19 protein-coding genes are annotated in these 26,461 nt (G+C 45.8%); 9 read left to right on the top strand and 10 right to left on the bottom strand.

The window, feature by feature from the left end:
• Positions 1–76 precede the first annotated feature (76 nt).
• On the bottom strand, positions 77–1,480 hold the full coding sequence (locus OJ16_RS16980) for a PTS fructose transporter subunit IIC (protein WP_040992420.1): 1,404 nt from the start codon (positions 1,478–1,480) through the stop codon (positions 77–79).
• Between the two features lie 174 nt (positions 1,481–1,654).
• On the opposite strand from OJ16_RS16980, the gene OJ16_RS16975 reads away from it, so the two are divergent.
• The gene (locus OJ16_RS16975) at positions 1,655–2,302 is read left to right on the top strand and encodes a MurR/RpiR family transcriptional regulator (protein WP_040992419.1); all 648 of its coding nucleotides are present in this window, start codon (positions 1,655–1,657) and stop codon (positions 2,300–2,302) included.
• 81 nt (positions 2,303–2,383) lie between these two features.
• Here OJ16_RS16975 and fucP read toward each other — a convergent pair whose 3' ends face one another.
• Positions 2,384–3,718 (bottom strand): L-fucose:H+ symporter permease, encoded by a 1,335-nt coding sequence (fucP, locus tag OJ16_RS16970; RefSeq protein WP_040992417.1) that lies wholly within the window; start codon positions 3,716–3,718, stop codon positions 2,384–2,386.
• 352 nt (positions 3,719–4,070) lie between these two features.
• Here fucP and OJ16_RS16965 point away from each other — a divergent pair, with 352 nt between their 5' ends.
• From OJ16_RS16965 to OJ16_RS16945, 5 genes are all read left to right on the top strand, one after another.
• Entirely contained in the window at positions 4,071–5,054 is a 984-nt protein-coding gene (locus OJ16_RS16965; protein ID WP_040992416.1) for an aldo/keto reductase, read from the top strand.
• A 252-nt stretch (positions 5,055–5,306) separates the two neighbouring features.
• Positions 5,307–6,014 carry a deoxyribose-phosphate aldolase gene (gene deoC, locus OJ16_RS16960; protein WP_040992415.1) on the top strand — a complete coding sequence of 236 codons (708 nt, stop codon included), beginning with the start codon at positions 5,307–5,309 and terminating at the stop codon, positions 6,012–6,014.
• A gap of 56 nt (positions 6,015–6,070) precedes the next feature.
• A complete protein-coding gene (locus OJ16_RS16955) occupies positions 6,071–7,582 on the top strand; it encodes a xylulokinase (RefSeq protein ID WP_040992414.1) in 1,512 nt (503 codons plus the stop codon).
• 17 nt (positions 7,583–7,599) lie between these two features.
• Complete coding sequence (locus OJ16_RS16950; RefSeq protein ID WP_040992413.1) at positions 7,600–7,995, top strand: VOC family protein; 396 nt, start codon at positions 7,600–7,602, stop codon at positions 7,993–7,995.
• Between the two features lie 43 nt (positions 7,996–8,038).
• Positions 8,039–8,788, top strand: coding sequence for a DeoR/GlpR family DNA-binding transcription regulator (locus tag OJ16_RS16945; RefSeq protein ID WP_152613863.1), 750 nt, complete (start codon positions 8,039–8,041; stop codon positions 8,786–8,788).
• 176 nt (positions 8,789–8,964) lie between these two features.
• Here OJ16_RS16945 and OJ16_RS16940 read toward each other — a convergent pair whose 3' ends face one another.
• Together OJ16_RS16940 and OJ16_RS16935 are read right to left on the bottom strand one after the other, a co-directional pair.
• Positions 8,965–10,356: an MATE family efflux transporter gene (locus OJ16_RS16940; protein WP_040992412.1), complete on the bottom strand. Its 1,392-nt coding sequence runs from the start codon at positions 10,354–10,356 to the stop codon at positions 8,965–8,967.
• A 158-nt stretch (positions 10,357–10,514) separates the two neighbouring features.
• Positions 10,515–11,402: a LysR family transcriptional regulator gene (locus OJ16_RS16935; RefSeq protein WP_040992411.1), complete on the bottom strand. Its 888-nt coding sequence runs from the start codon at positions 11,400–11,402 to the stop codon at positions 10,515–10,517.
• A 103-nt stretch (positions 11,403–11,505) separates the two neighbouring features.
• Between OJ16_RS16935 and OJ16_RS16930 the strand changes: the two genes are divergently transcribed.
• The gene (locus tag OJ16_RS16930; protein WP_040992410.1) at positions 11,506–12,807 is read left to right on the top strand and encodes a serine hydrolase domain-containing protein; all 1,302 of its coding nucleotides are present in this window, start codon (positions 11,506–11,508) and stop codon (positions 12,805–12,807) included.
• 107 nt (positions 12,808–12,914) lie between these two features.
• Here OJ16_RS16930 and OJ16_RS16925 read toward each other — a convergent pair whose 3' ends face one another.
• Entirely contained in the window at positions 12,915–15,932 is a 3,018-nt protein-coding gene (locus OJ16_RS16925) for an efflux RND transporter permease subunit (protein ID WP_040992409.1), read from the bottom strand.
• Positions 15,932–16,717, bottom strand: coding sequence for an efflux RND transporter periplasmic adaptor subunit (locus tag OJ16_RS16920; protein WP_040992408.1), 786 nt, complete (start codon positions 16,715–16,717; stop codon positions 15,932–15,934). The genes OJ16_RS16925 and OJ16_RS16920 overlap by 1 nt, the downstream gene beginning before the upstream one ends.
• A gap of 280 nt (positions 16,718–16,997) precedes the next feature.
• Here OJ16_RS16920 and OJ16_RS16915 point away from each other — a divergent pair, with 280 nt between their 5' ends.
• Together OJ16_RS16915 and OJ16_RS16910 are read left to right on the top strand one after the other, a co-directional pair.
• Positions 16,998–17,693, top strand: a complete 696-nt coding sequence (locus OJ16_RS16915; protein ID WP_040992407.1) for a response regulator transcription factor — start codon at positions 16,998–17,000, stop codon at positions 17,691–17,693.
• A gap of 81 nt (positions 17,694–17,774) precedes the next feature.
• Positions 17,775–19,010, top strand: coding sequence for a sensor histidine kinase (locus OJ16_RS16910; RefSeq protein ID WP_082030285.1), 1,236 nt, complete (start codon positions 17,775–17,777; stop codon positions 19,008–19,010).
• Between the two features lie 211 nt (positions 19,011–19,221).
• On the opposite strand, the gene manA is transcribed toward OJ16_RS16910, so the two are convergent.
• From manA to mngA, 4 genes are all read right to left on the bottom strand, one after another.
• The gene (manA, locus tag OJ16_RS16905) at positions 19,222–20,415 is read right to left on the bottom strand and encodes a mannose-6-phosphate isomerase, class I (protein WP_040992404.1); all 1,194 of its coding nucleotides are present in this window, start codon (positions 20,413–20,415) and stop codon (positions 19,222–19,224) included.
• Positions 20,408–21,568: a glycerate kinase gene (locus tag OJ16_RS16900; protein ID WP_040992403.1), complete on the bottom strand. Its 1,161-nt coding sequence runs from the start codon at positions 21,566–21,568 to the stop codon at positions 20,408–20,410. Before OJ16_RS16900 ends, manA begins: the two co-directional genes overlap by 8 nt.
• A 123-nt stretch (positions 21,569–21,691) precedes the next feature.
• On the bottom strand, positions 21,692–24,331 hold the full coding sequence (gene mngB, locus OJ16_RS16895) for a mannosylglycerate hydrolase (RefSeq protein WP_040992402.1): 2,640 nt from the start codon (positions 24,329–24,331) through the stop codon (positions 21,692–21,694).
• Positions 24,332–24,500: 169 nt separating this feature from the next.
• Entirely contained in the window at positions 24,501–26,441 is a 1,941-nt protein-coding gene (mngA, locus tag OJ16_RS16890) for a PTS 2-O-a-mannosyl-D-glycerate transporter subunit IIABC (protein ID WP_040992750.1), read from the bottom strand.
• Positions 26,442–26,461: the final 20 nt, after the last annotated feature.

The raw sequence follows: 26,461 nt of genomic DNA, 5'->3' as shown, positions 1-26,461 counted from the left end.
GTATTGCTTGTTGCTCTAAGGCGTGGCCTGTGAGCAATTCAAATAATGGGGCGAGCAACTCGCCCCGAGTGACGTGTTATGCGTTTGCGTTATCAGGCTTAGTGCACAGCAGCAAGGCGGCCGCGATGAAGCTTGAACCGATCAAAACAGAAAGGGTGTAGCTCAGTGGGTCAGACGATAGGAACCACCCCCAAACCGCAGGTAACGGCAGGCTTTGCCACACGTTAAGCAGCACGCCGACTTGAGTGCCAATGATTGAACCTAAGATCATGATTGGAATCATTTTTGGGTTCTTTAGAATGAACGGGATTGCGCCTTCTGAAATACCGATCAAACCCAGCATAAGTGACGTTTTACCCACCGTACGTTCTTCATTTGAGAACACCGGTTTACGGAATTTGCCATCCAACAGTGCGGCAATACCCACGCCGATTGGCGGAATAACAATACCCAACTCACGAGCCAGCAAGTCAAAACCTTCGCCCATGCCGTTTAGGCCAAGCGCAACTGAACCTGCGGCTTTGTTGATTGGGCCACCCAAGTCAAACGCCGTACCGGCTGCAATCACCATTGAGTAAATGCCACGGCCTGCATCACCCGCTTGAGTGAACAAATCGATCATCGCAATGTTCAAGGCACCAAAGAATGGATTGATGGCGTATTCCATCGTCAGCACCATCACGACGCCCGTAATCGCAGGAACAAGTAGCATGGTTTTCAGCGTAGTCAGCTCAGTTTTCACCTTGATGGTGTCGTTGAGATAACGAACTAAGTAACCAACCAAGAAACCAATCGCGATCGCACCAAAGAAGCCGGATGGCGCCCAGCCTTCAAGATCGAAGAAGCGTTTGTACACTTCATCACTCATGATACCGCCAATAAAGGCAGGGATAAGAGCTGGTTTACCCGCAATAGAATAAGCTAGGTACGCCGCAAAAATTGGGTACATAAACTTGATGGTCATGAAACCAAGCTTATCTAGGGTTTGGATTGGCGTACCGGAGATATCAATGAACTCACCGGTGATCTTCGCCACCGCCATCAACAAACCACCCAGCACCACCACTGGCAGCATGTAGCTAATACCCGTCATGATATGACCGATCGCCACTTGGTACGCCGAGCGTTTCTCTTCTTCGACTTCTACGCCGCCTTCACTTTTCTCTTTGCCGCGGGTAAAAACGGTTGGTAATAATTCATCAACGCGTTTGATTAACTCTTGAGTGCGTACTTTTAATGGATTGGCGTTATCAAAACGTTCCATATCCATGATTGGCACATCGATCGCCAACACCACACCGTCTGCGGTGGCGATATCGTGCGCGGTTAACTTGTTCTTAACCCCATCACTGCCTTGGGTTTCAACTTTTACTTCGTAGCCGTGTTTCTCGGCCCAGCTTTGAATTTTCTTCGCCGCCATAAAGGTGTGTGCAATGCCTGTAGGGCAAGCGGTCACTGCAACTATCTTTTTCTTTGCCATGGTTTTTCACCGTTATATTTATTTGACTCGCGCAGTATATTTTTCCGTTATGTATCAAGATACTGTTTCATCGTACAAGCCATGTATGACGATACTTTTGTGAAGCTCATCAAGGAAATAGGCCGCATTTTCCCGCCTAATAGCGCCCTAGCCATTTTCTAAATAAGTCATACGATGAACACCTTCAAAGGCATTGAACGAGCAATCTACGAATACCTCATTACTCATGCCAGTGAGTTGCACGAGATCGCCGCCAAAACCATTGCCAATAAAGCCTTAACCACCACCACCTCGGTTAATCGCGTGTGCAAGAAAATGGGCTATGCCAGCTATACCGAATTGCGCTACAAACTGGTGCAAGATCTGCGAAAACAGACGGTAGTGGGCGAAGATGAAGCCTCGTTATCGCAACGTATTATGCTTGTCGCACAAGCGCTTAACGCCTCACCGGTGGTGTACCTTTACTCGCGTGGCGCATCGATTGTGAGCGTCACTTATCTATCGCGTTTTCTCTCGCTCGCTAATATCCCGCACTTGGTGATCACCGATATCCACCAGCTCGCACGCGCCGAAAAAGGCACCGTGATGTTAGTGAGTAAATCCGGAGAAACACAAGCGGTGGTGGAGATGGCGCACAACGCTAAGCGCAAAGGTTTGAAGGTTCTGGCGATCAGCCACGTTGGCTCAACACTGGCGGCGATCGCCAATACCAACTTAGACTTGGAAGAACAAGTGGATGGTATTTCTCCCTACAGCCGCGAATCGCAGATTCAGATTTTGAAGATTATTGATTGGATTGGAAAAAACTTGCTGGAAGGTTAAGTGAACAAAAAACGACACATCGCACAAACGGAAGGCTCACGCCTTCCGTTCATCATTTACATAGAAGAGTTCACGGCTCGCTTACAAACCGCGTTTATTGCAGTAGATTCCATAGTAACCAATGTAAGCGAAACACAGCGCTGGTAAAATAAAGGCTAATTGCATATTGCCACCAAGCGAATCTGACATAAGTCCCATTAACGGCGGAACCACAGCACCACCACCAATCGTCATCACCACTAGTGAACCTGCAAATGATGTATCCTTACCTAATCCTTTAATACACAAACCATAAGTTGTTGGGAACATCGGCGACATAAACAAGTTAGAAGCTATAACTGCAAACAAAGAAATTTCTGATGGATTAAGTGCCGCAAAAGTAATTAATACAAAGTTGATGATTCCGTAAATTCCAAGCAACTTTGATGGTTCAATACGCTTCATCATTACCGTCGCAATCGCCTTACCAACTGCGTAAATAACCAAACCAGCCATCAAATAATTTGCCGCAGCATGCTCTGTCAGACCTTGATACATCATTTGTGCAAAACGAATAGTAAATGACCAAATACCCACTTGCGCACCAACATAGAGGAACTGCGTCATTAACCCTTTACGAAAATGAGGGATTTGGAAAAGACGTGCGATTGATGCTTTTACATCCACTTTTTCCTCAGCTTGTGTCTCTTGAGGTCGACAAGCTGGAAATTTAACAAAAGCGAAGATGACGGCAAGTACCAGCAAGAAAATACCCATATAGATATAAGGTGATACAACCTGTTCAACCATCTCCATGCGAATCGCGTTAGCTACTTCAGGCGCCATAGCAATTAACTCTTCATGGGAAGCATCTGATTTACTGAAAACTAATTGCTGGCCAATAAAAATACCTAAAAAGACCCCAACAGAGTTAAACACTTGCGAAAAGTTTAAGCGCTGCGTTGATGTGCCGATGTCACCCATCAGCGTAGAATAAGTATTGCAAGAGGTCTCTAAGAATGCCAAACCCGAAGATATAATCAATAAGCAACCTAAAAATGCCACATAGGTCATTGTATTTGCTGCTGGAATGAACATAAAACATCCCAAAGCGTACAAACTCAAACCTACTACGATGGCTGTTTTATAGGAGTATTTCTTAACGATGGTCGCAGCAGGTAAAGCAAAAGCAAAATAACCAAAGAAAAATACCGATTGAACTAAAGCTGATTGTGTATCAGATAGTTCAAAGCCCTTCCGGAACTGAGGAATCAAGACATCATTTAGACTTGCGGCAATGCCCCAAACAGAGAACACCAAACAAACCAAAATAAACTTAACCCATGGTGTTTTAGGTAGATAACAACTGGTATCTAACTCAGCTCCAACATTTTCTACTTCATTCGAAGTGGTGTTATTTCTTGAAACAGATTCCATATTCAACCCTTATTAAATGAATTTATTTTTTATGATTCTTTAACAAGGGCGTCGACAAAGAAACTCGAGTCAATTCTGAACGTGACCCGTTTCATCCTAATGCAAACCAAAAAAAATCAAATGTGATTTCGATCTCTTACTTTTTGCACTTTTACCCCCAATTTGGGAAAAAACACTGCCTAAATGCATTTTTTTCGAAAAAGAGAGAAAACAAAGTGATAAAAATCACTTTCTCTATTTATGCTAAGAGTCCGCTGTGATTGACATCAACTTGTCCATTTTGCCTTATTTTTATTTATCTCATATGGACTTAACTTTTCCTCTGACTTAAATAACTAACCTTGGCGGAAATATGAAGTATAAAAAAATCAAAGATCTCAATGCATCAGTAATGGGATTAGGTTGCTGGGCAATTGGCGGAACCTGGAATAACGTAACGGAAGATCAATCGATACGAACAATTAAAGAAGCCCTAAATGTCGGCATTAATTTTTTCGACATAGCTCCTATCTATGGATTTGGTAATGCGGAACAAGTCTTAGGTAAAGCATTGAAAGGAGAAAGTAGAGATTCTGTCAATATCGCAACCAAATGTGGGTTAATCTGGGATGTAAATGACTTAAGTAAAACACCAAAAAACAATCTAAGCAAAGCAAGTATCACAAAAGAAATCGAAGATTCACTGACTCGGCTCGGTACTGACTATGTTGATCTCTATCAGTTACACTGGCCTGATCCTCACACGCCTATAGAAGAAACCGCATCGGCACTTTCACTACTAAAAGAAGCAGGCAAGATTCGACATATTGGCGTTTCAAACTACTCATTAGAAATGACATTAGAGATACAAAAACATGTTGAAATTGCGACCTTCCAAGGGCTATATAACCTCCTCGAACAGAATCCAACCCACTATCACAATATACCGCTAGAATATCGCGCTCGCGATGAAGCTTTACCATTTTGCCAGACACACGATATCAAATACTTACCATACTCACCGTTGATGCAAGGATTACTTATTGGGTCTTTAAAGCTCGAAGGAAACTGGGACGAACATGATTCTCGTGCAGCAAATCCAAAACTCAATGGAGCCGCATTCAAGCCTTATTTTAACTGTGTAGAAGAACTTAAACACCTTGCGCAAGAGGCTAATATACCGATAGCTCATCTCGCATTGCATTGGCTAGTCGCTCAAGAAGAAATTGGTTCTATTATTGCGGGCGCGTACACAGAGCAACAAATCCGCGAAAACGCAATGTTCATTCAATCCCCCTACTCACAAGAATTACTTGATAATGCAGAAGCCATCGTTAAAAAATGGCAGCTAGAATAGCCTACCAGGCTCACGCATAAGGTCGTTAAATAAAACGACCTTTATTTTTGTTTGCGTTCTTTTTAATGGCTTTCTCTTTCGAACTTACAGAAATAAGATTAAATAACAAAAATAAAGGTGACCGACATCACTAAAAATAACAATCTCGGCATTGATAATATATCGCTATCACGAAGGATATTTTCGTCAGTTTATTCAACTGAGTGGATGCATTTTAATGCACCTATCAGTTCAACATAACAGGAAATTCCAATGAACAACGTTTGTCGTAACCTAGCCAGAATGATTGACCTAAGTGCAGTGCAAGCACAGAGTACCAAAGCAGATATCATCGCGTGCGCGGAACTTGCTAAGCAATACAACATTATCTCATTACATGTGCTGCCTAACTGGGTACCTATGCTGCGTGAAGAGTTGGTCGACTACCCAGATGTCTTAATTGGTGCGCCGATTGGCTACCCATCAGGAGGCGTCGCTACAAGCACAAAAATTGCTGAAATACATCAAACCATCGCTAATGGCGCAAGTGAAATTGATATGGTATGTAACATTGGGCGTGTACTTTCTGGCGACTATGATTATGTAGAACAAGAACTTAACGCTGCGGTAAAAGCCGCTTACCCAACCCCAATTAAAACGATTCTTGAGACCCATTATTTAAATGAAGAACAAATCCGTCAGGTATCAGAACTGGCCGTTAAAGCAGGTATGGCATGGGTAAAAACAGCAACAGGTTGGACTTCAACCGGGGCAACAGTCGAAAACTGTGCGATCATTGTTAACCAAATCAATGGTAGAGCAACACAAGTCAAAGCTTCGGGCGGCATCCGTTCTCTTGAACTGGTAAAACAACTTTATGCTGTGGGTGTTCGTCGTTTTGGCCTTAGCCTTAGCACAGCAAAAGAAGTATTAGATCAATTAAATGCGAACCCAGAGCTATTCCCTGAATTAGATTACTAATAGTGACGAAAGGTGCGAAGAATCGCACCTTTTAAGATGTATTAAGGTAGGTCAATATGAAAGATATCATTCTTGCGATAGATGTCGGAACTGGCAGTGTACGCTCAGCTTTAGTCGATAACACTGGAAACATCATCGATATAGTACAAAAAGAGCATGATCAAATTACCCCGCATATTGGTTGGTCGGAGCAAAACCCCTCTTCATGGTGGCTAGGAGCAAAAGCCTGCACCAATGAGCTTCTATCGAAACATCCTGAAAAACTTTCCCGTATCGCCTCTGTCGCTTCTTGCGGCCAAATGCACGGCACAGTTCTGATTGACTCAGATGGTGAGTTGGCCATTGATAGTGCCATTCTTTGGAATGACAAAAGAACAGAGAGCATTGTTCAAGAATTCAAAGCTCGAACGCAAGCGGAGGAACTAGCGAAGATCGTTAATAACCCCCCTACCAGTGCCTGGTCGGGCTTTAAGCTCATGTGGGTCAAAGAAAACCTACCTGATGTTTGGCAAAGAATATTCAAAGTTGTGATGCCTAAGGACTATATCAACTACAAGCTAAGTGGCAGCCTTACTACTGACTACAGCGAAGCCTCTTGTTTCTATCTGATGGACCAAAGCACTCGTGACTATAATGATTCCGTTCTTGAATTAATGGGCATTCCACGCAGTATTTTGCCAACAGTTCACCTCGCATCAGATGTCATCGGTTACGTGAACGAACAAGCAGCACTAGAAACAATGATTCCTGTGGGAACCCCTGTCGTAGCTGGAACTTCTGATTTTGCAGCAACATTACTTGGTTCTGGTGTTTATCGGTCGGGGCAAGCCTCTGACAGCACAGGGACATCAACTTTAATCACTATTGTGACCGATACACCTTCAGACAATCTACTGCTCAATAATCTTCACTTAGCAAATCCTGCTTGGGGCACATTTAGTATATTGGACGCAGGTGGCGATGCCATGCGCTGGGCGAGATTAGCATTGCAAGACAATAACATATCCTACTCAGAACTAGTGGCGCTCGCAAAACAATCTCCTGTTGGATCTAACTCTCTTATTTTCTTGCCTTACCTTACTGGTGAACGTAATTCGAATAAAACCAACTCGCGAGCACAGTACTTTGGATTATCGCGTAAACACCGAGCGAAAGATCTCTACCGCGCTGTAATGGAAGGAGTTGCATTTGCGGCCAAGCGTAATATTGACCTAATGGGCAGCAATATCGATTATTTTATTGCTTCTGGTGGTGGCGCTAAAGATGATTTTTGGCTGGAAATAAAAGCATCTATTTACAACAAACCCATAGTGAAAACTAAAGCCGATGAAAATGGTGTGTTAGGTTGCGCGATCATTGGTGGAATTGGGGTTGGTCTATTTCAATCCATCGAAGAAGCAATTAAAAAAACAGTCCAATTTGAACGAGAAATCTTACCAAACCCAGAATGGACTAAATTCTACGCAAAAGAATATGAACTGTTTAATTCTCTCTATGAGCATTCCCAACACTTCTATGATGCGTTAGATAATCTAGACGCTTTCAACAACAATGATGAAATCGCATAAGTGAAAAAGGTGAAAAAATGCAGCTAACTGATTTTTCTGGCCACATAGGCATTCCTGTTTCCAACATCGCCACAAGTGAAAAGTTTTACCGTGATATTGGTTTCAACGTTATTGAACGTCACAATTTAGATTCAGGTAAAGGAGGCACCAACCATATTGCCTTCTTAGCATTTGGCAAAACACTGATTGAGCTTTACCAACTAGACCAAGAACCTACAGTAGGAAAAGCTGGCGCGATCCATCATTTCGCATTAAGTGTCGAGGACCTTACAGAAATAAAATCAAATTTATCGAGTAAATGCATCCCATTATCTGTGCCCGATACTGATTTACCTTTTGCCAATAATGGCGTGACCTACATTATGATTGAAGGTCCAAATGGCGAAATGATAGAATTTGATCAATTTAAATAATTAAAAAGTGGGTTCGCCCACTTTCTTTGTTTTCGGTATTGATATGTTTGCAGAAGAAAGACACTTACACATTCTAGAAGCCATAGAACAATTTGGAAAAGTGACCGTCGATGACTTAGCCAGTCAGTTTTCAGTAACAAAAGCAACGATCCGCAATGACTTAAAAAAACTTGAATCCAAAGAACTGTTAGACAGAACCTATGGTGGGGCTATATCTAAAAGTAAAATTCAAATTGAAGTGAACTCTGATTCTCGCAGCGATACCAACAAAGTCGAAAAAATAAAAATTGGCAAAAAATGCGCAACACTTATCCAAGATAACCAAGTTATATTGCTCGATACCGGAACCACCACTATTCATATTGCCAACAATTTAAAAGACAAAAAAAATCTTACTGTTATAACAAATGACTTTGAGATCGCCAGAATCTTAGAGCTATTCGATGGCATCAAACTGTTTTTACTTGGTGGTTTTGTCAAGAATCAATATCACTGCACCTACCATGATTACTATGATGCGATATTAAAAAGCCTTCATGTCGATATAGCATTTATTGGTGTTAACGCTATCAACCCTCAAGGAGCATTTGCTGCGGATATTTCTTTGGGTAAAACGAAACGGCTAATGTGTGAACAAGCAAGCCGTGTTGTCGTTTGCTGTGACAGCGAGAAGTTCAACAAAAAATCGCTCTCTTGTTTTTCTGATTTAAAAAGCGTTGATTCAATCGTAACCAGTCGATTACCAACCAGCTACTACGAATACAATGATATTGAGTTTTTAATAGCTGAATAAGAAACCGGTAATGACAACTTGCCCGCTAATGTGAAATGACAAATATCATAACAATGCTGAAGGAATTTGTAGCTCCAAACACGCCTAAAAAGCATACATTCGGCGAACTCATCACTTCAGCGAGCAAAAACATCATTCAAAAAAGCGCGTGATGGGAAACCATCACGCGCTTCTTATTAATTTGCAGTTACTGTATCAGTAGGAAGTATTGAGCGGTTTTTAATCACATAACGCAAACGCAACAGCATCAACACAGCAGCCACGGTTAAACCCGTCAAAATACCCACCCAGAAGCCCTTCTCGCCCATTGCAGGAACGATAATATCTGTCAGTCCCAACACCACGCCCAGTGGCAACGCCAAACCCCAATAGGAAGCGACCGCCAAAAGCATCGGAATCTTGGTGTCTTTGTAGCCGCGTAGCGCACCATTGGCACCAATTTGCAGCGCATCACTAAATTGATACAGCGCCGTCATGGCAAGCAAGGTAGCAGCCGTCGCGCTGATAACAGGGTCGGTGGTATAAAGGCGAATGATCACTTCTGGGAACAACAAGAAAGTGGCGACGGCAATTAATGACACCATCGCAGAAACGACGATACCAATTTTACTGCGCTCAATCGCACCCAACTCATCATTTTCGCCCAATGCGTAACCGACGCGAATCGTGATACCAAACGAAATACTCATCGGAATCACGTAAGTCATGCTCGATATGTTTAACGCGATTTGCGCCGCGGCAACATTCTCAGCCCCAATACGACCAATCAACAGCGCGATGACGGCAAAAATACTGCCACAGATAGCGATGTTCATACCAATCGGAAAACCAAGTTTCAACAAATGAACCATCTCCTTGGCTCTTGGTTTCGCGTCCGTAAAGTGAATGATGGTTTTGTAATGATGATGCGCTCTAATGTAGGTATACAATAAACCCGACATCAACCAATAAACCAAACTGGTTGCCCAACCACAACCGACCGCACCCATTTCAGGAAAACCGAAATGGCCATAAATCAGCACGTAGTTGACCGGAATATTCACCAACAAACCAATCATCGAAATAATCATGGGGGCTTTGGTGTTATTCATCCCTTCACAAAAACCATTCAGGGTATAAAACAACGCAATACCCGGCACGCCAAAAGCAAGCGCAAAGGCATAATCGCTGGCAATCGGGATGATTTCAGAAGCGACTCCAATCCACTCTAAGATCGATTGAGCACTCACGAGGTAAGCGATAAGCAAAACACTGGCAATCAGTGCAAGCCACACCATTTGGAAAAACTCAACGGAGATGCTCTCAAAATTTCGCGCACCACGGTGATAAGCGACCACTGGCGTAAGCGCCATAATCACACCACGAAGTAGCAGCAAAACAGGGATCCAAAGGCTTGCACCAAGGGCAATCGCCGCCAGATCGGCAGGGCTGACTTGACCGGCCATTGTCGTATCGACAAAGCCCATCGCTTGAGTCGCAATTTGAGTTAAAATAATAGGAATCGATAGGTGCATCAAAGCACCCGATTCACGAGTAAAACGGGAAAAAGGACGAAGATTCGTTTGCATTAAGGTTCTAAACACCAATATAAATGCACCAATGATGGCAGGATAGCGGGTGTGCATTTTAGGGTGTGCCCGTGGGGCGGCGATAATATAAACAGCTTGAGTTATACGGTCAAGCTTTCCATTTTTCCGCCTTTACGCCCGCCAACCAGTACGCAAATTTATAATTTTAAGCGCTTAGCCACCTTGGCAACAATGTCGAGAATTTGCGATTCTTGCGGTGAGATTTCCGACGACATGTTGTAGAACATAATGCACTCTTGACGGATGAATGAAGGCGCTTCAATCAATGCGACCTCTCGAACATCGCCCGCACGAATATAGCGCTGCATATCATCAATATTGGCGACAACCCAGCCACCCAATTTAAGCTTCTCAATCACTATTTTTTCGGATGTGACCACCTCAAACTCACTGCTTAATTGACTGTGCCTCAGTTCATTGGTGAGATCATTTTCAAAAATGAGCTGTTGCTCAGTGGCGATTTCTGCCAATGAGACCGGGTGATTGGGAATGGATGAATTAACCGAGGTAAAAATGCCAAGCGGGAATGACCCAAGATTAATATTACCAATGCCAACGTTGGGGTGCAGTTTTCCCATTCCCGGCATGATCGCAAGCAGCGCTTCCCCCTTTTCAATCTGCGCTAAGCAATGATTGCGGTCTCGTTGCAACCAATTAATGCTGATGCCCTTTTGCTGAGCTTTAATCTCTGATTCGATGGCCAAAAGCAATTGACTGGGTATCAGGCTGTCATAGTAAATGGTGATATTGCTGAGTAAGCCTTGATAAGCTGACAACGCAATGTTTTCAAACTCTATCGATTGACGTGTTAACAACCTTGCGCGGGGATACAGCCGATGCGCAACCTCGGTTGGAATCGCTTTCTTGCCTTCCATGACAAACAACTCAACCGCCATAATATCTTCAAGAGCAGAGATGCGCTCTCTCACGGTAGAACGCGCCTTACCCAGTTTTTTACTGGCCGCACTGTAACTCTGAAGTTCATAGACAACGGAAAAACACGCCACCTGCTCTATCGAAATCATAACGTCTCCTTGTACGCTTTAGGCGTACATTATGAATTTATCTGTTTGAAATTATCACGTTAATCTAACGGCGTACACTCAAGATCATTAACGGAGATTTCAGATGAAAAAAACATTAATCGCAGCGGTCATGACTAGCGTTTGTTCAACGGCCGCGCTTGCCGATATTCAGCCTATGTCTACCGTGCCTGCGCAAGCGGACGAACAAGTGACATTGAGCAACTACACCCAAGCGCCTTTTAATCAATGGGCATTCCAGAATATGGGCATCCATCCCTCTGTGATGGTCCCTCGTGATGGTGATATCACTCGCATTCCTGCCAATCTAAATCCTAACGTCGTGAATCACTCGTTTGCTTATGGCGACCAAACTCTGACTTTCCGTGACGCGATGATCAACGATCATACCGACGGCTACATCATCATTAAAGATGGCAAAGTACTCCACGAAGAATACTTTGGTGATTTCGACGCAAGGGATCACCATCTATGGGCCTCAAGCACTAAATCGCTGGTTGGACAGGCGCTTGGATTACTCGTAGAGCAAGGCAAAGTGGACGTAGATGAGAAAGTCAGTCACTACATCGCCGAGTTAAAAGGCACGCATTTTGGTGAACAAACACTGCGTACCCTGCTCAATATGACTTCCGCTATCGATTACAGCGAAGATTACGTCAATATGGCGCCCGGTGATGTGCATTATGAATATTTCCGCCGACTTGGCTTTATACCGGCCTATGACTTGATGGCGATGGATCCGACAAAAGCCGATACCCCGCGCGATTTGCTCAGTTTTGCCGCGATGTTTGAACAGGCTGAAGCATTAGATATTAACCATAAGTTTGAATATCACAGCCCTAACGTTGATGTGATTGGTTGGGTTATTGCCCGCGTGAGCGGTGAACCACTCAATCAATTTATTGCGAATAATATTTGGAATAAATTGGGTGTTGAACACGATGCTTTCTTTATTACCGACATGAACTATAACCCAGTTGCAACCGGCGGCTTTAACACAACACTCAGAGACTTTGCACGTGTTGGTCTTGCCATGGTCAACAACGGTCAATACAACGGTGAGCAAGTCTTCTCCGAAAAGTGGGTAAAAGAGAGCTTTACCCTTACAGATGCCGAAAAGCAGCACATGATGAACAGTGTTTATAAGGATCAAAGCACAGGGGTATATGATGCGCACTTAGAAGGGTATAAGAATTTTTTATGGGTACATGACTCAGAGAAAAACATCGCGACTTACCGCGGGGTCTTCGGGCAGTTCCTCTACATAAACCAAGACAAGAATGTCGTGATTGCGACCTTCTCTTCCGCAGACAGCGCATCTAATGCTGCAAGAGAGACATCAAAAGTGCGCATGGAAGCCTTTGAGTCTTTGGCGAAATCACTCTAACGCACACGCAGTAACAACGACTGGGTGGCAATCGCCACCCAACTCAAAACCCCTCCGTGTCTGCGCCTCAACAATGCCAAAGGCGTCATTGTGGCGTAGACATTCGCTCACGGTCTCGTTTTGGAGAAACACAACGCGTACATCGCAGGGATAACGAACAAAACAACGGGTAGCGAAAACAACAACCCATAGCCGAGGGTTAATGACATTGGCCCCATGAAAACATCCGTTCCACCGAGCCCATAAGCCAGCGGCAGTAGCCCGACCACCGTGGTGATCGATGTCATCATAATTGGGCGCAATCGACTGACCGATGCTTGAATGACGGCCTCTTGCACAAGCACTCCTTCATTACGCAGTTCATTAATCCGATTGATCAACACTAACGAGTTATTCACCACCACACCGGTCATTCCCAACACGCCAATTAGGCCAAACAGCGACATGGCCTGCATGTGCACCACTAGCGCCATCAACGAGGCGATGATCGCAAAGGGTATTACGGCCATCACAAGTAACGGTTGTAACAGCGAATGAAACATCACCGCCAAAACAAAATAGATCGCGACCATGGCCGCAGGAAAAACCACCATAAACCCACTCATCGTTTCGTTGGTGCTTTCTGCTTCACCACCGATTGTTATCGTCACATTTTCTGAATATTGCCCCGCCAGTTCATTGAGTAATTGATTCGAGAGCGCCAGCGGACTGAGTGAAGCATCAGACAAAGCCGCAGACACGGTGACTTCGCGCTCACCGTTGTAATGTTTGATCAAGCGAGGGATTTCAATTTTTTCAATGGTGGCGACGCGGTTTAAAGGAATCGCTAGCCCATCTGCCGTATAGATTTTAGTGGTCTTTAGCTGCGCCAATTCGCGAAAGCGCCCATCAAGTACAACGCGAATATCCACTTCCTGATCGCCAAGCCAAGTCGATGTCACGTTGCTACCATCAAACCCGACTCGCAGCGCATTTGACAGATCCGTCACGGTTAAGTGGTATTTGGCTAGCCAGTGATATTGCGGCACGATATTCAACTGAGGATCTTTAAGTGCTTCACTGTGGTTAACGCTCGTCACCCCCGCATCATTGTTCAACCATGCCATCACCATTTCAACCGCTTGATTACGCTCGCTACCCGTACCGCCAAGCACGCGAATTTCGACGGGTTCACCGGGAGGAGGTCCACCAGCATCAATCGAAAACTTAATAAAAACGGCCTTAGAAATCGAGCTCAGTTGATCATTCAACGCGGCGATAATTTGCTCAGCCGAACGAGCTCGCTGGTCATAATTCGTTAGCGTCAAAATGCCGTGCGATACTGGCGATGAATAGACCATTTCATAGCTCACCAGCTCTGACTCGGGGAGTGATTCAATGGCTTTTTCAATACGCTGCTGAGTATCACGCACTTTGTTTAGTGGTGTACCCGCTGCTACCTCGGTATACACTTCAATGTATTTCCCCGCTTCTGTGGGGAAGATATCCACTTTTAAGGTAGACACCAGCATACCCGACACCGCGCAAAGGATGACCGCCGAAACGATAACGGTTTTTTTGTAGTTCAGAGCCTTATTGATCAGCCGTAAATAATGGTGTGAAAGCCATTGAAATTTATCGCGTTGCATTGCGCTCGGTTTGGCTTCTGTTGCGGATTTCGTTGTCGATAAGTGTGCCGGTAACGTCAACGTGCATTCCAAAAAAGAAAACAGCAGTGCGGCAATCACCGTAACGGGAATAACCGCTACCGCTTTCCCCATGGTGCCTGGGATAAAAAACATCGGAATAAACACCAGTGTGGTCGTCACCAAGCTGGCCATCAACGGTTTAATCACCTTTATCGTGCCCGATACGGCCGCATCCACACCCGTTTTTCCGGCTTCTTTTTCTTGGAAAATACTTTCGGCGATGATCACTGAGTCATCCACAATAATACCGATGACCAGCAGTAATGCTGCCAGCGTAATACTGTCGAGGTTAAGCCCCATGATCGGCAAAACCATCATCACACCAAAGACACAAAATGGAATCGAAATCGACACCCAAAATGCCACGCGGCGTTGCAAAATCAGGCTTAATACCAACAGCACCAGCAAAAGCCCAATCGCGCCATTGGTGGCGACAATCGTAAACTTGTCGCTCATATCTTGACCAAGATCGAGCCCCGTCTGGAAAACAAATTGATCACCGATGCGCCCACTTTCTTTCGCTAACAAGGCTTCAATATTGGCGATGGTCGCCACCACATCGGCGCTACCGCTGTTCGTAATCGAAAAGATAATCGCCGGTTTACCATTCATCACCGGCGATTCCGTCGCCCGAGCAAAAGTATCACGAGTGGTCGCCACATCAGAGACTCGCACAATTTGACCTGAATCGAGCGCTTTGATGACGATGTCGGCCACATCCTCGGTCGATTGCACTTTCGTCATCGTGACTATTTTCTGATCTTGGCTCCAAGACTCAACAAAGCCACCCGATTGCGACAAATTATGCTGTTCGATCGCCGCGCCAATCTCATTGTACGTGACTTGATAGCGATGCGCTTTTTGCGGGTCAACCTCAACCCAAAACTCGCGGTCATTAAATCCAGATAGCGTGACAGAACCCACCCCACTTACGGTGTTGATTTTCTTTTCAAGCTGATAGGCATAGTGCTGCAATGAGGCTGCGTCGTGATTGTTATCCGAGGCACTGACACCAAAACGATACACATCCAAAGAAGTGGTTTTTTGTTGAGTCACTACTGGCGGCGCATCGATGTCTTTCGGTAAGTTTCTGACGCGATCAACCGCTTGTTGAATATCACGTAAAATCACATTGGCATCATCGCCTGGAAGATATTCAACCTCGATATGAGATCGCCCTTCCGAGGATTCGGAAATAAAATAGGCGAGCCCATCGACAGAGCGAAGCTCTTTCTCGATAGGATTGGTAATGTTCAATTCAACGTCTTGCGCCGTTGCGCCGGCGTAAAACGTGTCAATTTCCGCGCTGCCCATCGTTACATCAGGGTACTCTTGTAAATTGAGCTGCATTAACGACATGGCGCCGGTAAATAAGACCATCACGGAAATGATGCGGGCTAAAAATTGACGGCGGGCAAAGTAGGCCAAAACATTCATTACCATACCTCTTTTGTCAGCGGATGAGTTAACAACGACATTTGTGTTGAAACATAAACCGACATGCCCGGTTTGAACGGATGATTGTGATTGTCAATTTCGACCAATATTGGGTACGTTTGATTGTGTTTTTCCACACCAATACGCTGAACCTTCGCTGCCATTTTTATTTCAGGGTTTGTTTCAGACCACACCACCACTTTCTGCTCAACGGTAAAGTATTTCAGATCATACTCACTCGCCATGAAAGACAGCGTCACCTTATCGATATTGATGATCTCATACAGTAATTCCCCTTCACTGACCCAAGCACCAACCTGCGTTGGCTTACTCGCGATATAACCGGATAGCTGAGCTTCAACGGTCGTATCCGCCAAATCTTGTTGGCATTGGTCGTAATTGATTTTTGCCACCATCACCGAGGCTTGAGCGCTTAAAAACGCCGCACGCGCTGTATCTAATTCGCCAATCGATAGGCTGTTCTTTTTACTCAACGCTTGGTAACGGCGGTATGTCGCCTCGCGCAGGGCAAGATCCGCCTCAGCCAGTGCGAGATGAGCTTTGGCTTTATTGACACTGAATTGAAAATCATTGGGTTTAATTTGGACAAGCATTTGATGTTGAGTCACGCGATCACCCACCTCTAAATTGGCGACTTCAACCACACCATTCACTTGAGCGACAACACTTTGTTTATTTAACCCTTGCACATAACCTATCAAGTCTGCCGCTTGAATTGTGCAGGCAAACACCAGTCCGATAAGCGCAATCATTGTCGTTTTCATTATTTTGCCCCGCATTTTGTGCGATCCATTTTAATGCGATCATTGTGGCGTTCTATTTGTCGAATTTAAGTCGAAATCTATGCGTTACCTGAAATTAATGCGGTGTATTTTATGCTGTAATAGCCCACAGTCTGAGCGCGAGAAAGAACGAATGGCGAGGGAAGAACGTCAGCCCGTTTTTATTTCGGAAAGAGAGCGCCCATTTGACGTAAATTCGACAAAACAAACCGTATTCTAACGGCATTAAAACCGCGCTATCGCTTTAACAAGGACACTACCGATGCTCAAACAAAGTCGAATTCTGGTTGTTGAAGACAATCTCGAATTACAAGGCACCCTCGCCGATTTTCTAGACATTAAGGAAGCGATTGCCGATTTTGCGGCCGATGGTGAGCTTGGGTTTGAATTGGCCATGCATCATGATTTTGATGCCATTATTTTGGATGTAATGCTGCCCAAAATGGATGGCATGCAAATAGCAGAAAATTTGCGTAAAAACGGCATAACAACGCCGATTTTGATGCTAACTGCCTTGAATGGGCAGCAAGATCTATTAAATAGCTTTGATTGTGGTGCGGATGATTTCGTCTCTAAACCGTTTCAATTCCTTGAACTTGAGGCTCGCCTGAGCGCTCTCATCAAACGCCATAAGGGCTTAGTCGCTAAGACAACGCTGAGCTATGGCGAGATCGCCATTGATGAGAAAACAAGAACCGCCTCTCGCAACGGTCAACGGCTAATCCTCACGCCCATCCTGCACCAAATCCTCTGTACTCTGGTAAAAGCGAAGGGCGACGTGGTCTCAAGAGAGTACTTGAGCCACCTGCTTTGGGGAGATGAAATCCCGGATAACGACGTGCTGCGTTGCCACATTTACTTGCTGCGCAATGTGCTTGATAAACCGTTCGAGTTTGCCATGCTGAAAACCGTTCCCAAAACTGGTTTTCAATTAGTTTTACCGAGTCGTGATGATTAACGACTCTCATTGCGAGCCATCCCCTGTATGAATATTTTCGCTAAGCTTGGCAATTCAATTGAAGAGGTCAGAATCCGCACCATGCGCATATTTGCGCTGATTGCTCTGATTTCTTCATTTTTTGTCTTCTTTGCCTTTTCACTGCGGCTTGTTTGGCAAGAAGAAGCCCAAACTGAAGATCACCTAAAATCCTTTCAAGGCATTGCTGAACAAGTTTATCGACTCTCTCCACGCACCCGTTTAGAGATCTCTGAATATGTGACCGTCTACTACGGTGAGAGTGACTTTACCGAGCAACTGCGTGCGCTCGCGCCAATCGCGCTCAATAGCGTTGACCGGCTGAATTATGAGTTCAAGTTTAGTGCCGAACACTTTATTCAGCCGGGCGTGGTGGCCTACCATTTTGCCTTCGACTATCAAGGGAATAACATTCAAACCTACATCACTATCAACTCGTTTAAAATGGACTTATGGGATGACAACTGGAATGTACTGATGATGATTTCGACATTGCTCATGATGTTTTTGATCATTGTCTTGCGTATTGCACTCAAGCGCGTGTTCGATCGACTCATGTTACCAATCTCAGATCTCAGCCACCAACTACGTGAACAAGCATCGGAAAATTTTACGGTGCCTGCGCACTCGGTTGATGAACTCAAACAGTTAACCGACCACCTCAACCAATATTCAAGCATGAAAGATCGTGTCGCCAAGCAAGAATTGATGTTTGCCAAATACGCCAGCCACGAGCTCAAAACACCGATATCTATCGTCCTTAGCGCCGCAGAATTGCAAGCAATGAAACCTGATGATAAAGACTTTCAAGCGAAGCAGCGCCAGCGTATTCTCTCCGCAACCAATGGCATGAAAGAGACCGTCGAGGCTTTGCTGAATATCGTCAAACAGGAAAACGCGTCAACAGAATCCATTGTAACGGTGATCGATGAAGCCTGTATCGACTTATCAAAATACCAACAAATGTTGGCCAGTGGCGTCACGCTCTCCTTAGAAATAGCCCCCAACACCCGCCTTAATATGCCGCTCACGCTCGTGAACATGGTGCTCAAAAACTATATTGAAAATGCCATTCGCTTTACCGTGCAAGGGAGCATTACTGTACGCATCAGTTCAGAGCGTATTTCGGTCTGTGATAGCGGCATTGGCTTGCACAGTGACACGACAATAGATCATGGTCTTGGGCTCATCATTGTCAGTCGTATTGGTAAGAGTTATGGCTGGCAATCAAGCTTACTCAACAATCGTGACGTAACAGGTCAACCGGGCTGCTTAGCCTTGTTTGAAAAGCAGTGCTAAGCGCCGTGCGAAAAAGGCGGATAGTGTGAAAAGCGCTGATATGCGCTTAAGCCAGAATAGACAAAAAAAGCCCTTCATAAAGACGGGCTAAATTCTTTCAAGCATAAAACAACACGAGGGGGAACGTGGTGTTCATGCTTAACGGCTTCAACGACATTCATGTTCAAACACGCTGAAACCGTTGGGGGCTTCATCAGTAAAAGTCACGCGATCAGTTAAATGCTCGCGCTAATGTACCTTCACCTTGGTAGTGATAAACCTTGGCATGATGGCAAATAAACGCCGATTCTCCCGCGATCAAACGCACTTCTTCATCGCCGCTTTGCAACACCACATCGCCATCAATACACATGACAATTTCGGCACCACGCACGTATTGCGATTTGCTCTGTGCACTCGCCGCCATGATGTCAAAACCAAAGTCATCGACAGGGATCGGGTAGCTCAATTTGTTGTCGCTTTGATAAGGGGCGAGTTTGATGTCGTCCGGCGCAATCGAATGGAACAGAGTGTTATCAATCAGCTCAGCCACATCCATATATTTCGGCGTTAAGCCGGCACGTAATACGTTATCCGAGTTGGCCATGATTTCTAAGCCCGTTCCTTTCACGTAAGCGTGTGGTGTTTCAGCATGCAAGAACATTGCTTCGCCCGGTTCAAGCTCTATTACGTTTAGCAGTAATGGCGAAAATAAACCGATGTCATCCGCGTACTCTTGGCTAAATTCTTTGATCAGCTCAAACGCCTCGCGCGCGCGTGCGGTTTTTGCCGCGCGATTAACCGTGGCTAATAACTCTGCGATCGCCTGCTGTTTGCGCTCACCAGACAGATTCATCACGACCGTAAAAAAGGCGGATAATGCTTCCGAGCTAGGATTAGCATGCAAAGCATCAATTTCCGTGCGCAGCGTCTCTACTCCGGCTTGGTTAAATAGGGAGACGATATCCGCGACAGGACGAAAACCATTCATCGCTTTATAAAAGGTTAACGCATAAACCAGCTCAGGCTTATGGTTGGGATCTTTGTAATTGCGGTTTCCAGCCCCAAGCTCAATGCCTTGCGCATTCTCTCTCGCAAACCCCTCAATCGCTTTGGCTTTGCAAGGATGCACTTGAACTGACAATGGCTTTTCCGCCGACAAGACTTTGAAGAGATAAGGCAATTCACCAAAGCGCTCAACCGTATAGCCACCCAGTACGCCATGTGGATCTTGCGCAATCAAATCAGACAACAGCATGCCCGTTTCAGCCACACGAGAACACCCGTTTGGGTGGGCTCCCATCCAAATTTCAGCCTGAGGTTGATCGGTTGGATTGGCAATACCAAACAGCTCACCAATCGCAGTTTTGCTGCCCCAAATATAATTTTGGATAACGTTATCGAGCTTCAATAGCGCCTTAGTCATGATGGTTCTCTCTCTTTGCTAGCTTTTGGCCTAAGTAAAGCGTGGCCGCGATGTTACGTGCTGTGCGGGTTAAGTTGGCTTCCGCCTCAGTTAGAACCTGTGGCAATGCTTGTGGTGAACGTACCGTGCCAAACAGGGAATCCATTCGCTCGTAGAGCGCTTCAACATCTTGGCCCAATGATCCGGCGATGCCAATCACGGGAATACCGCGCGCGTTCGCACGCTTAGCAATCCCAAATGGCGTTTTTCCTTGCAGGGTTTGGTTGTCCATTTGCCCTTCGCCGGTGATCACCAAATCGGCGTTATGAAGCAACTCATCCGCATTGAGCACATCCAACACCATTTCAATACCCGATTGCAGGTGCAAGTTAAACAGTAATGACAAACCAAGCGGCGCACCGCCTGCAGCACCGAAACCCGGGCTTTGTTGGTGATTCATGCCATTGTAAGGGGCGGCGATCATGGCAAATTGTGCCAATGCGCTGTCGAGCATGGCCACCATTTCAGGAGATGCCCCTTTTTGCGGACCAAACACAGAGCTTGCGCCCATCTCACCGCACAGTGGATTTGACACATCACAAGCCACGATGAGTTCAACCTCTTGGCAACGAGGATGGATATCTGTCAGATCAATCGAGGCGATCTGCTCAAGGGCTGCGCCACCTGTGCTCAATTCATTGCCTTGAGCATCAAGTAAACGTGCGCCCAATGCTTGAGCAATACCCGCACCACCATCGTTAGTGGCACTGCCGCCTAACCCGAGTAGAATTTTATCCACACCCGCATCGAGCGCTTCTTTAATCAACTCGCCCGTCCCGTAAGTCGAGGTGATCAGCGGGTTACGCTGTTCTGGTTGCGTTAAGTCCAAGCCAGATGCCGCCGCGATTTCAATCAATGCCGTTTTGCCTTCATCGAGCAATGCCCAATGTGCATAAACACGTTCGCCTAGCGGGCCTTCTACCAATGACGCTTTGCGCTCACCGGTTAAGCCTTGCATTAATACGTCAACCGTTCCTTCGCCACCATCGGCCAATGGCAAGTGATGGTAATCTGCGTGCGGGAAAGTCTCTTTAAAGCCATTTTCGATCGCTTGGCAGACTTGCTTTGCGCTGAGCGATTCTTTAAATGAGTCAGGTGCGATAACAATTTTCATCTTGTTCATCCTCGCTTTTTATATGGGAGGTTTCTTATGTAGGATTTTTTATGCAATGCCGTTTTACAATACGAAAAAAAACTCCGCACATTCATGAGGCAATGTGCGGAGTTAATTTTAGGCTTAGAACTTCACTAGGAAAGATTTCGCCTGGCAAGGTTTAAGCACACCAAAGCGGGTATCGGCTTGTGCCTCCGCGATTGGGTTCTCATCAAGGCTCACTTGCTGCCATGACGTTGTCGCTTGAGTGAAGCGCACCGCATCTTCAACATCGCCGCTTTCCGCCGGGTTGTAGACGCGAATCACTAAGCCTTGCTCGTCTTCCGCTTTCTTCAACACACTCAGAACCGCGCCGCGTTGCTCTTTTTCTAGCAAGCTGTAAGTCAGTGGTTTGTTTTGCTCACCCACATTCAGCTTCATCGCGTTGTATGGGATCTTGTTGTAACACTGAATTGGCGTGACATTGTCACGTGCTTCCGCCATCACGTTCGCGCTGATGTGATCACCTTGGTAACCGAACAAGCTAAACTGGCAAACAATCTTGCCGCGAGTTTGCGAATCTGGTGTTGGGATCTTAATCCCTGAAGGACGGCCCGGACGCAGCAGCAGCTCTTCTTTACCTAGTGTGCCGACACCACGCAGTAGCGTTAGGGCAAACGTGTCACGTTGTTCGTTATCTTTGCTCGAGATAATCTCAAACTCACGCAGACCGTTCGTCATCAATGCCATGCCACCAGCTGCGTTTTCAACCGCAGCAAAGTTCATCAACTGGTAAACCGGCACTGGCGCTTCTTTCCAGCCCTCTTGCTCCCACACTGCCATTGCTGGATCGTTGGTTGGGCGAGTAATCAAACCAAATTGGTTATCCGCAACCACGGTTTCTGAAACGAATGGTGTTGGGATAAGTACGCGAACACGGTGGTCATCCGCTTGGTTGTCTAGCTCCATACGCACTTCAATGCGACGGCGGCCTTGTTTCAGAACCACTTGGCAATCGACATCTAAGAAACCATTTTGACCTGTGCGCTCTTCACGCTCTTGCAGGTTCGCTGGTACCGCCATGCGTAGTTTGATGTTTGCAACCGATTGGAAGCCTTCGTGCTTGATCTCGGTTTGCGCAGCAAATTCGTCTGAGTACAGTAACCATTCTTGACGTGATGGTGAGTAATCGTACTCATCGCCATCGTCTGAACCGTCTTCGATGCGCAGGGCTTGGTCGTAAGTATGCTGTGTTTCTTTATCAAAAATCGTTAGCGTACCGTTGGTATTCACATTGATACGGTAGAAGTCGTTCTCTAGAACGTGCTCGCCTTGCTCAGCGATTTTTTGTTTGCCTTTGCTGTTGGCTTCAATGTGCAGCGTAGTAAAGCCCATTGCAGGTACAGTGTGCTTAATTTGAATATCGTATTCGATGAATGGGTCATAGTTACCGTAGTGCACGATTTGACGGTCGATTTTACCTGGGTCAATCACACGTTGGTCTTGAATGAAGTATTCAATCGCGTTGCCGTTATCATCAAATAGATTAAAGTCGTTTGCACGGATAGTGATCGTCGTGTTGATCACTTCTTCACGAGCGTATGGCGACAGGTTAAATAGCGCTAGCTTGTCACAACCTTCACGTGCTGGCATGTGGTCAACAATCTTACGTTTGTAGAAGTTGATTAGGTTGGTCGCCATGTCATCGGCAAGGATGTAGCGGTTGAGGATTTCTGCGTGTACTTTGTCTGAACAGCAGCAACCAATCGAGTCATGAGCGTGGTTCTTCATGCTCTCTTTCCACATTTTCTCGATGAGACCATGGTGGTATTCAAAACCTAGGCTCCAAGCGATAGACGCCAGTGGCTCAAGAATGTTAACAATCTTGTTTTCTACTTCTGCGTGGATCAGTTTGATGTCCATACGCGTTGAAGAGATAGTGCGGTGAACACGCATGTATTTACCGTCGTTGAACTCGCCTTTCACCGTGTCTAATTGATCACGCATCGCTTCAATACGCTCAAACACTTCTTCGTAGCGACTCATCACAAATTCGCGATCTGGGTAGATTTCACGAAGGGTGTCCATAACTTCAAAGATGTCATTTTGAATTGGCATTTGATCGTGGCCATTCGGTAGCAAGATATCTTTTGTTACCGATGGTTTTTCTAGCACTGGGAAGTATTTGTCTAAACGATCACGCAGGCCTTTTTCATCTTGCGGTAAGTACTTACCAATTGCATAACCTAGTGGTAATACTTGCGCAGTCACTTCACTGCCGTCGTTTGATTGCCAAATAAATTCCGTTTTGTCCGTGCCGTGACGCTCAGAACAGCCGCGCCAGAACATCGCACGATCAATGCCAAAACCGTTATAAATCATCGGCAGTTGCGAGCTCATTGAGAATGAATCTGGCAAGTAACCGATTTTCATCGCTTCGCCCAATTCTAGGCAGTCACGAATACCATAAAGCATGTTACGCACAATCGACTCACCCGATACTTGCATCGTATCCGTTTGTGAGTACCAAGGACCAACAATCAACTTGCCCGATTGTACCAACGCTTTCACACGTTCTTTGTTTTCTGGCTTGATGGCAAAGTAGTCTTCCAATACCGCGGTTTGGCCATCTAGAACGTAGTATTTGTATGCAGGGTCATTTTCTAGACGCTGCATGATTTCTTCCATGTTATTGATTAGAAGAATGCGTGACTCTTCAGTAGTGAAATACCATTCACGATCCCAGTGCATGTGTGGAGTAATATGAACGCGTGATGTAGTCATAACTGTTTACCTATTGAGCGATTCGCTGATCAAGCCATTGGGCTAATGAGCAAAGAGGCTCGAAATTCAAATTGGGGATTGATAGTACTAATTTATAAATCTGTTGCTGCTCCGAGAGCAGCCAAGCGAAAGGCGAGGACACAGCGTACTGTGCCCTGCGCTTTAAGCCTTAGTTCGCTGTCGCAACCTGGACGTCAAATTTGCCCTTTTTTACTGCGTGCGCTCGCCATGCAAGCAGCATCGTCGTAGAGATTGCCGTACCGATTAATGCCGCACCAAGCCAGATTGCACCGGCACCGAATGCACCCATTTCAGCGCTGTAATCCAACAAGAATAGCGATACGATACCTGCGCCCGGCGCTTGTAGACCGATACCCGCAGCACCAACAATGGCACCACACACCGCTGAACCGACTAGGAATGAACCAATCACTCGCACTGGATCTTCAATCGCCATTGGAATCGCACCTTCGGTGATACCCGCAAGGCCAAGTAGCCATGTTGATTTACCGGTTTCGATTTCAAAATCTTTAAAGAGACGAGGTCGAATCATTGTTGCGAAAGTCACCGTGAAGGCGGAGACCATTTTCACAGAAGCAAAGATGGCATAAGGCGCAAAGTTACCGTTCGCCATCGCACCCACACAGAACAAGTACGCCGCTTTGTTGATCGGACCACCAAGGTCAGATGAAACAAACAAACCGATTACCGCCCCTAGGATGATGGCATTGGTGCCAGAGAGACCATTTAGGAAGTCCGTCAGACCTTGGTTCAACCATGCGACCGGTTTACCCACGACAAACAACATCAATGAACCCACAACCAAAGTGCCAAGTACTGGGTAAAGATAGAACGTTAAGAAGCCATTAAATGATGGGCTTACGCGAATGTTTTCTTTCACCCAACGCATGAAGTAACCCGCAAGCAAACCACCTGCGACACCACCAAGGAAGCCCGCACCAATCAAATTGGCCGCAAGACCGGCGGCAAAACCGGGTGCTAATGCCGGTTTATCCGCCAATGAGTAAGCTGTGTAAGCCGCCAGTACAGGCACCATGATGACGCCCAGTAGACCACCACCAAGCTTACGGTACATGTTCAACCAAGTGCCGGCTTCATTGTAAAGCGCCAACATTTCTGGGTTGATACGAGAAAGGAGTACCGCGATCGCGAGCATTGTACCGCCAGCAACGATCAGTGGGACAGCAAACGAAATACCCGACAGTAGCGCTTGCTTTACGTCAGTTTTCCAAGAATTTCGTTTCTTTGGTGCGTCGGTTGCAACCGCGCGATCGGCACCTGAACCATTTTTTGCCGCTTCCAGCGCTTCATTCAAAATGCGCTCAGCATGTCGAATTGGCTCAGCAACGGGCACTTCAACACGTGGAATACCGTTAAAACGTTCTAGCTCTTTAATCGCAACTTCAGCGGCAAACACACACGCATCCGCTTTGTTTAACAACTCAGCCGTTAGGCGATCTTCAATACCATTTGCGCCCTGCTTTTCAACATGAACATTAATGCCCAGTTTTTTACCTGCTTTTTCAAGGTATTCAGCGGCCATATATGTATGCGCAATGCCCGCAGGACACGCGGTCACACAAACCACGGTTGGCGCATTTGTATCAAAGTTGTCTTGTTTCTCTTCTGGTTCATCTTGCTTATTGAATAGTGCTAACAACTCATCGGTTGTCGTCGCTTTCAATACGGCTTCACGCACGTCATCATCAACAAGCGTCGTCGTCAGCTCAGTCAGTAGCTGCATATGCGTAGAACCGGCTTCTGCATTTGGAATGGCGATCAAGAAGATCAGATTCACATCTTCTTCTTCATCCAAGCCTTGCCATTTCATGTCTTCTTTCAGCGTTGCAATCGCAAATGCCGCTTCTTTTACTGCATCCGTCTTGCCATGCGGTACCGCAAGGCCTTCACCTAGTGCAGTCGGTCCTTGCTCTTCACGAGCAAATACCGCCTGTAGATATTCTTCTTTATCATGCAGCTTGCCTTGTTGTTCTAATTGATCAGCAAGAGCACGAATCGCTTCGTCACGACTATTAAATGTCGTTTGGAGGTTAATCAGCGATGGGTGGGTTAGAGAGGTAAGGTTCATAACGTTTGTCCCATTGTCCA

Source organism: Vibrio renipiscarius, assembly GCF_000827885.1.
GTDB classification, from domain to species: Bacteria; Pseudomonadota; Gammaproteobacteria; order Enterobacterales; family Vibrionaceae; genus Vibrio; species Vibrio renipiscarius.
Note: the sequence above shows the minus strand (reverse complement) of the source record. Positions and strands in the feature narration are given on the sequence as shown.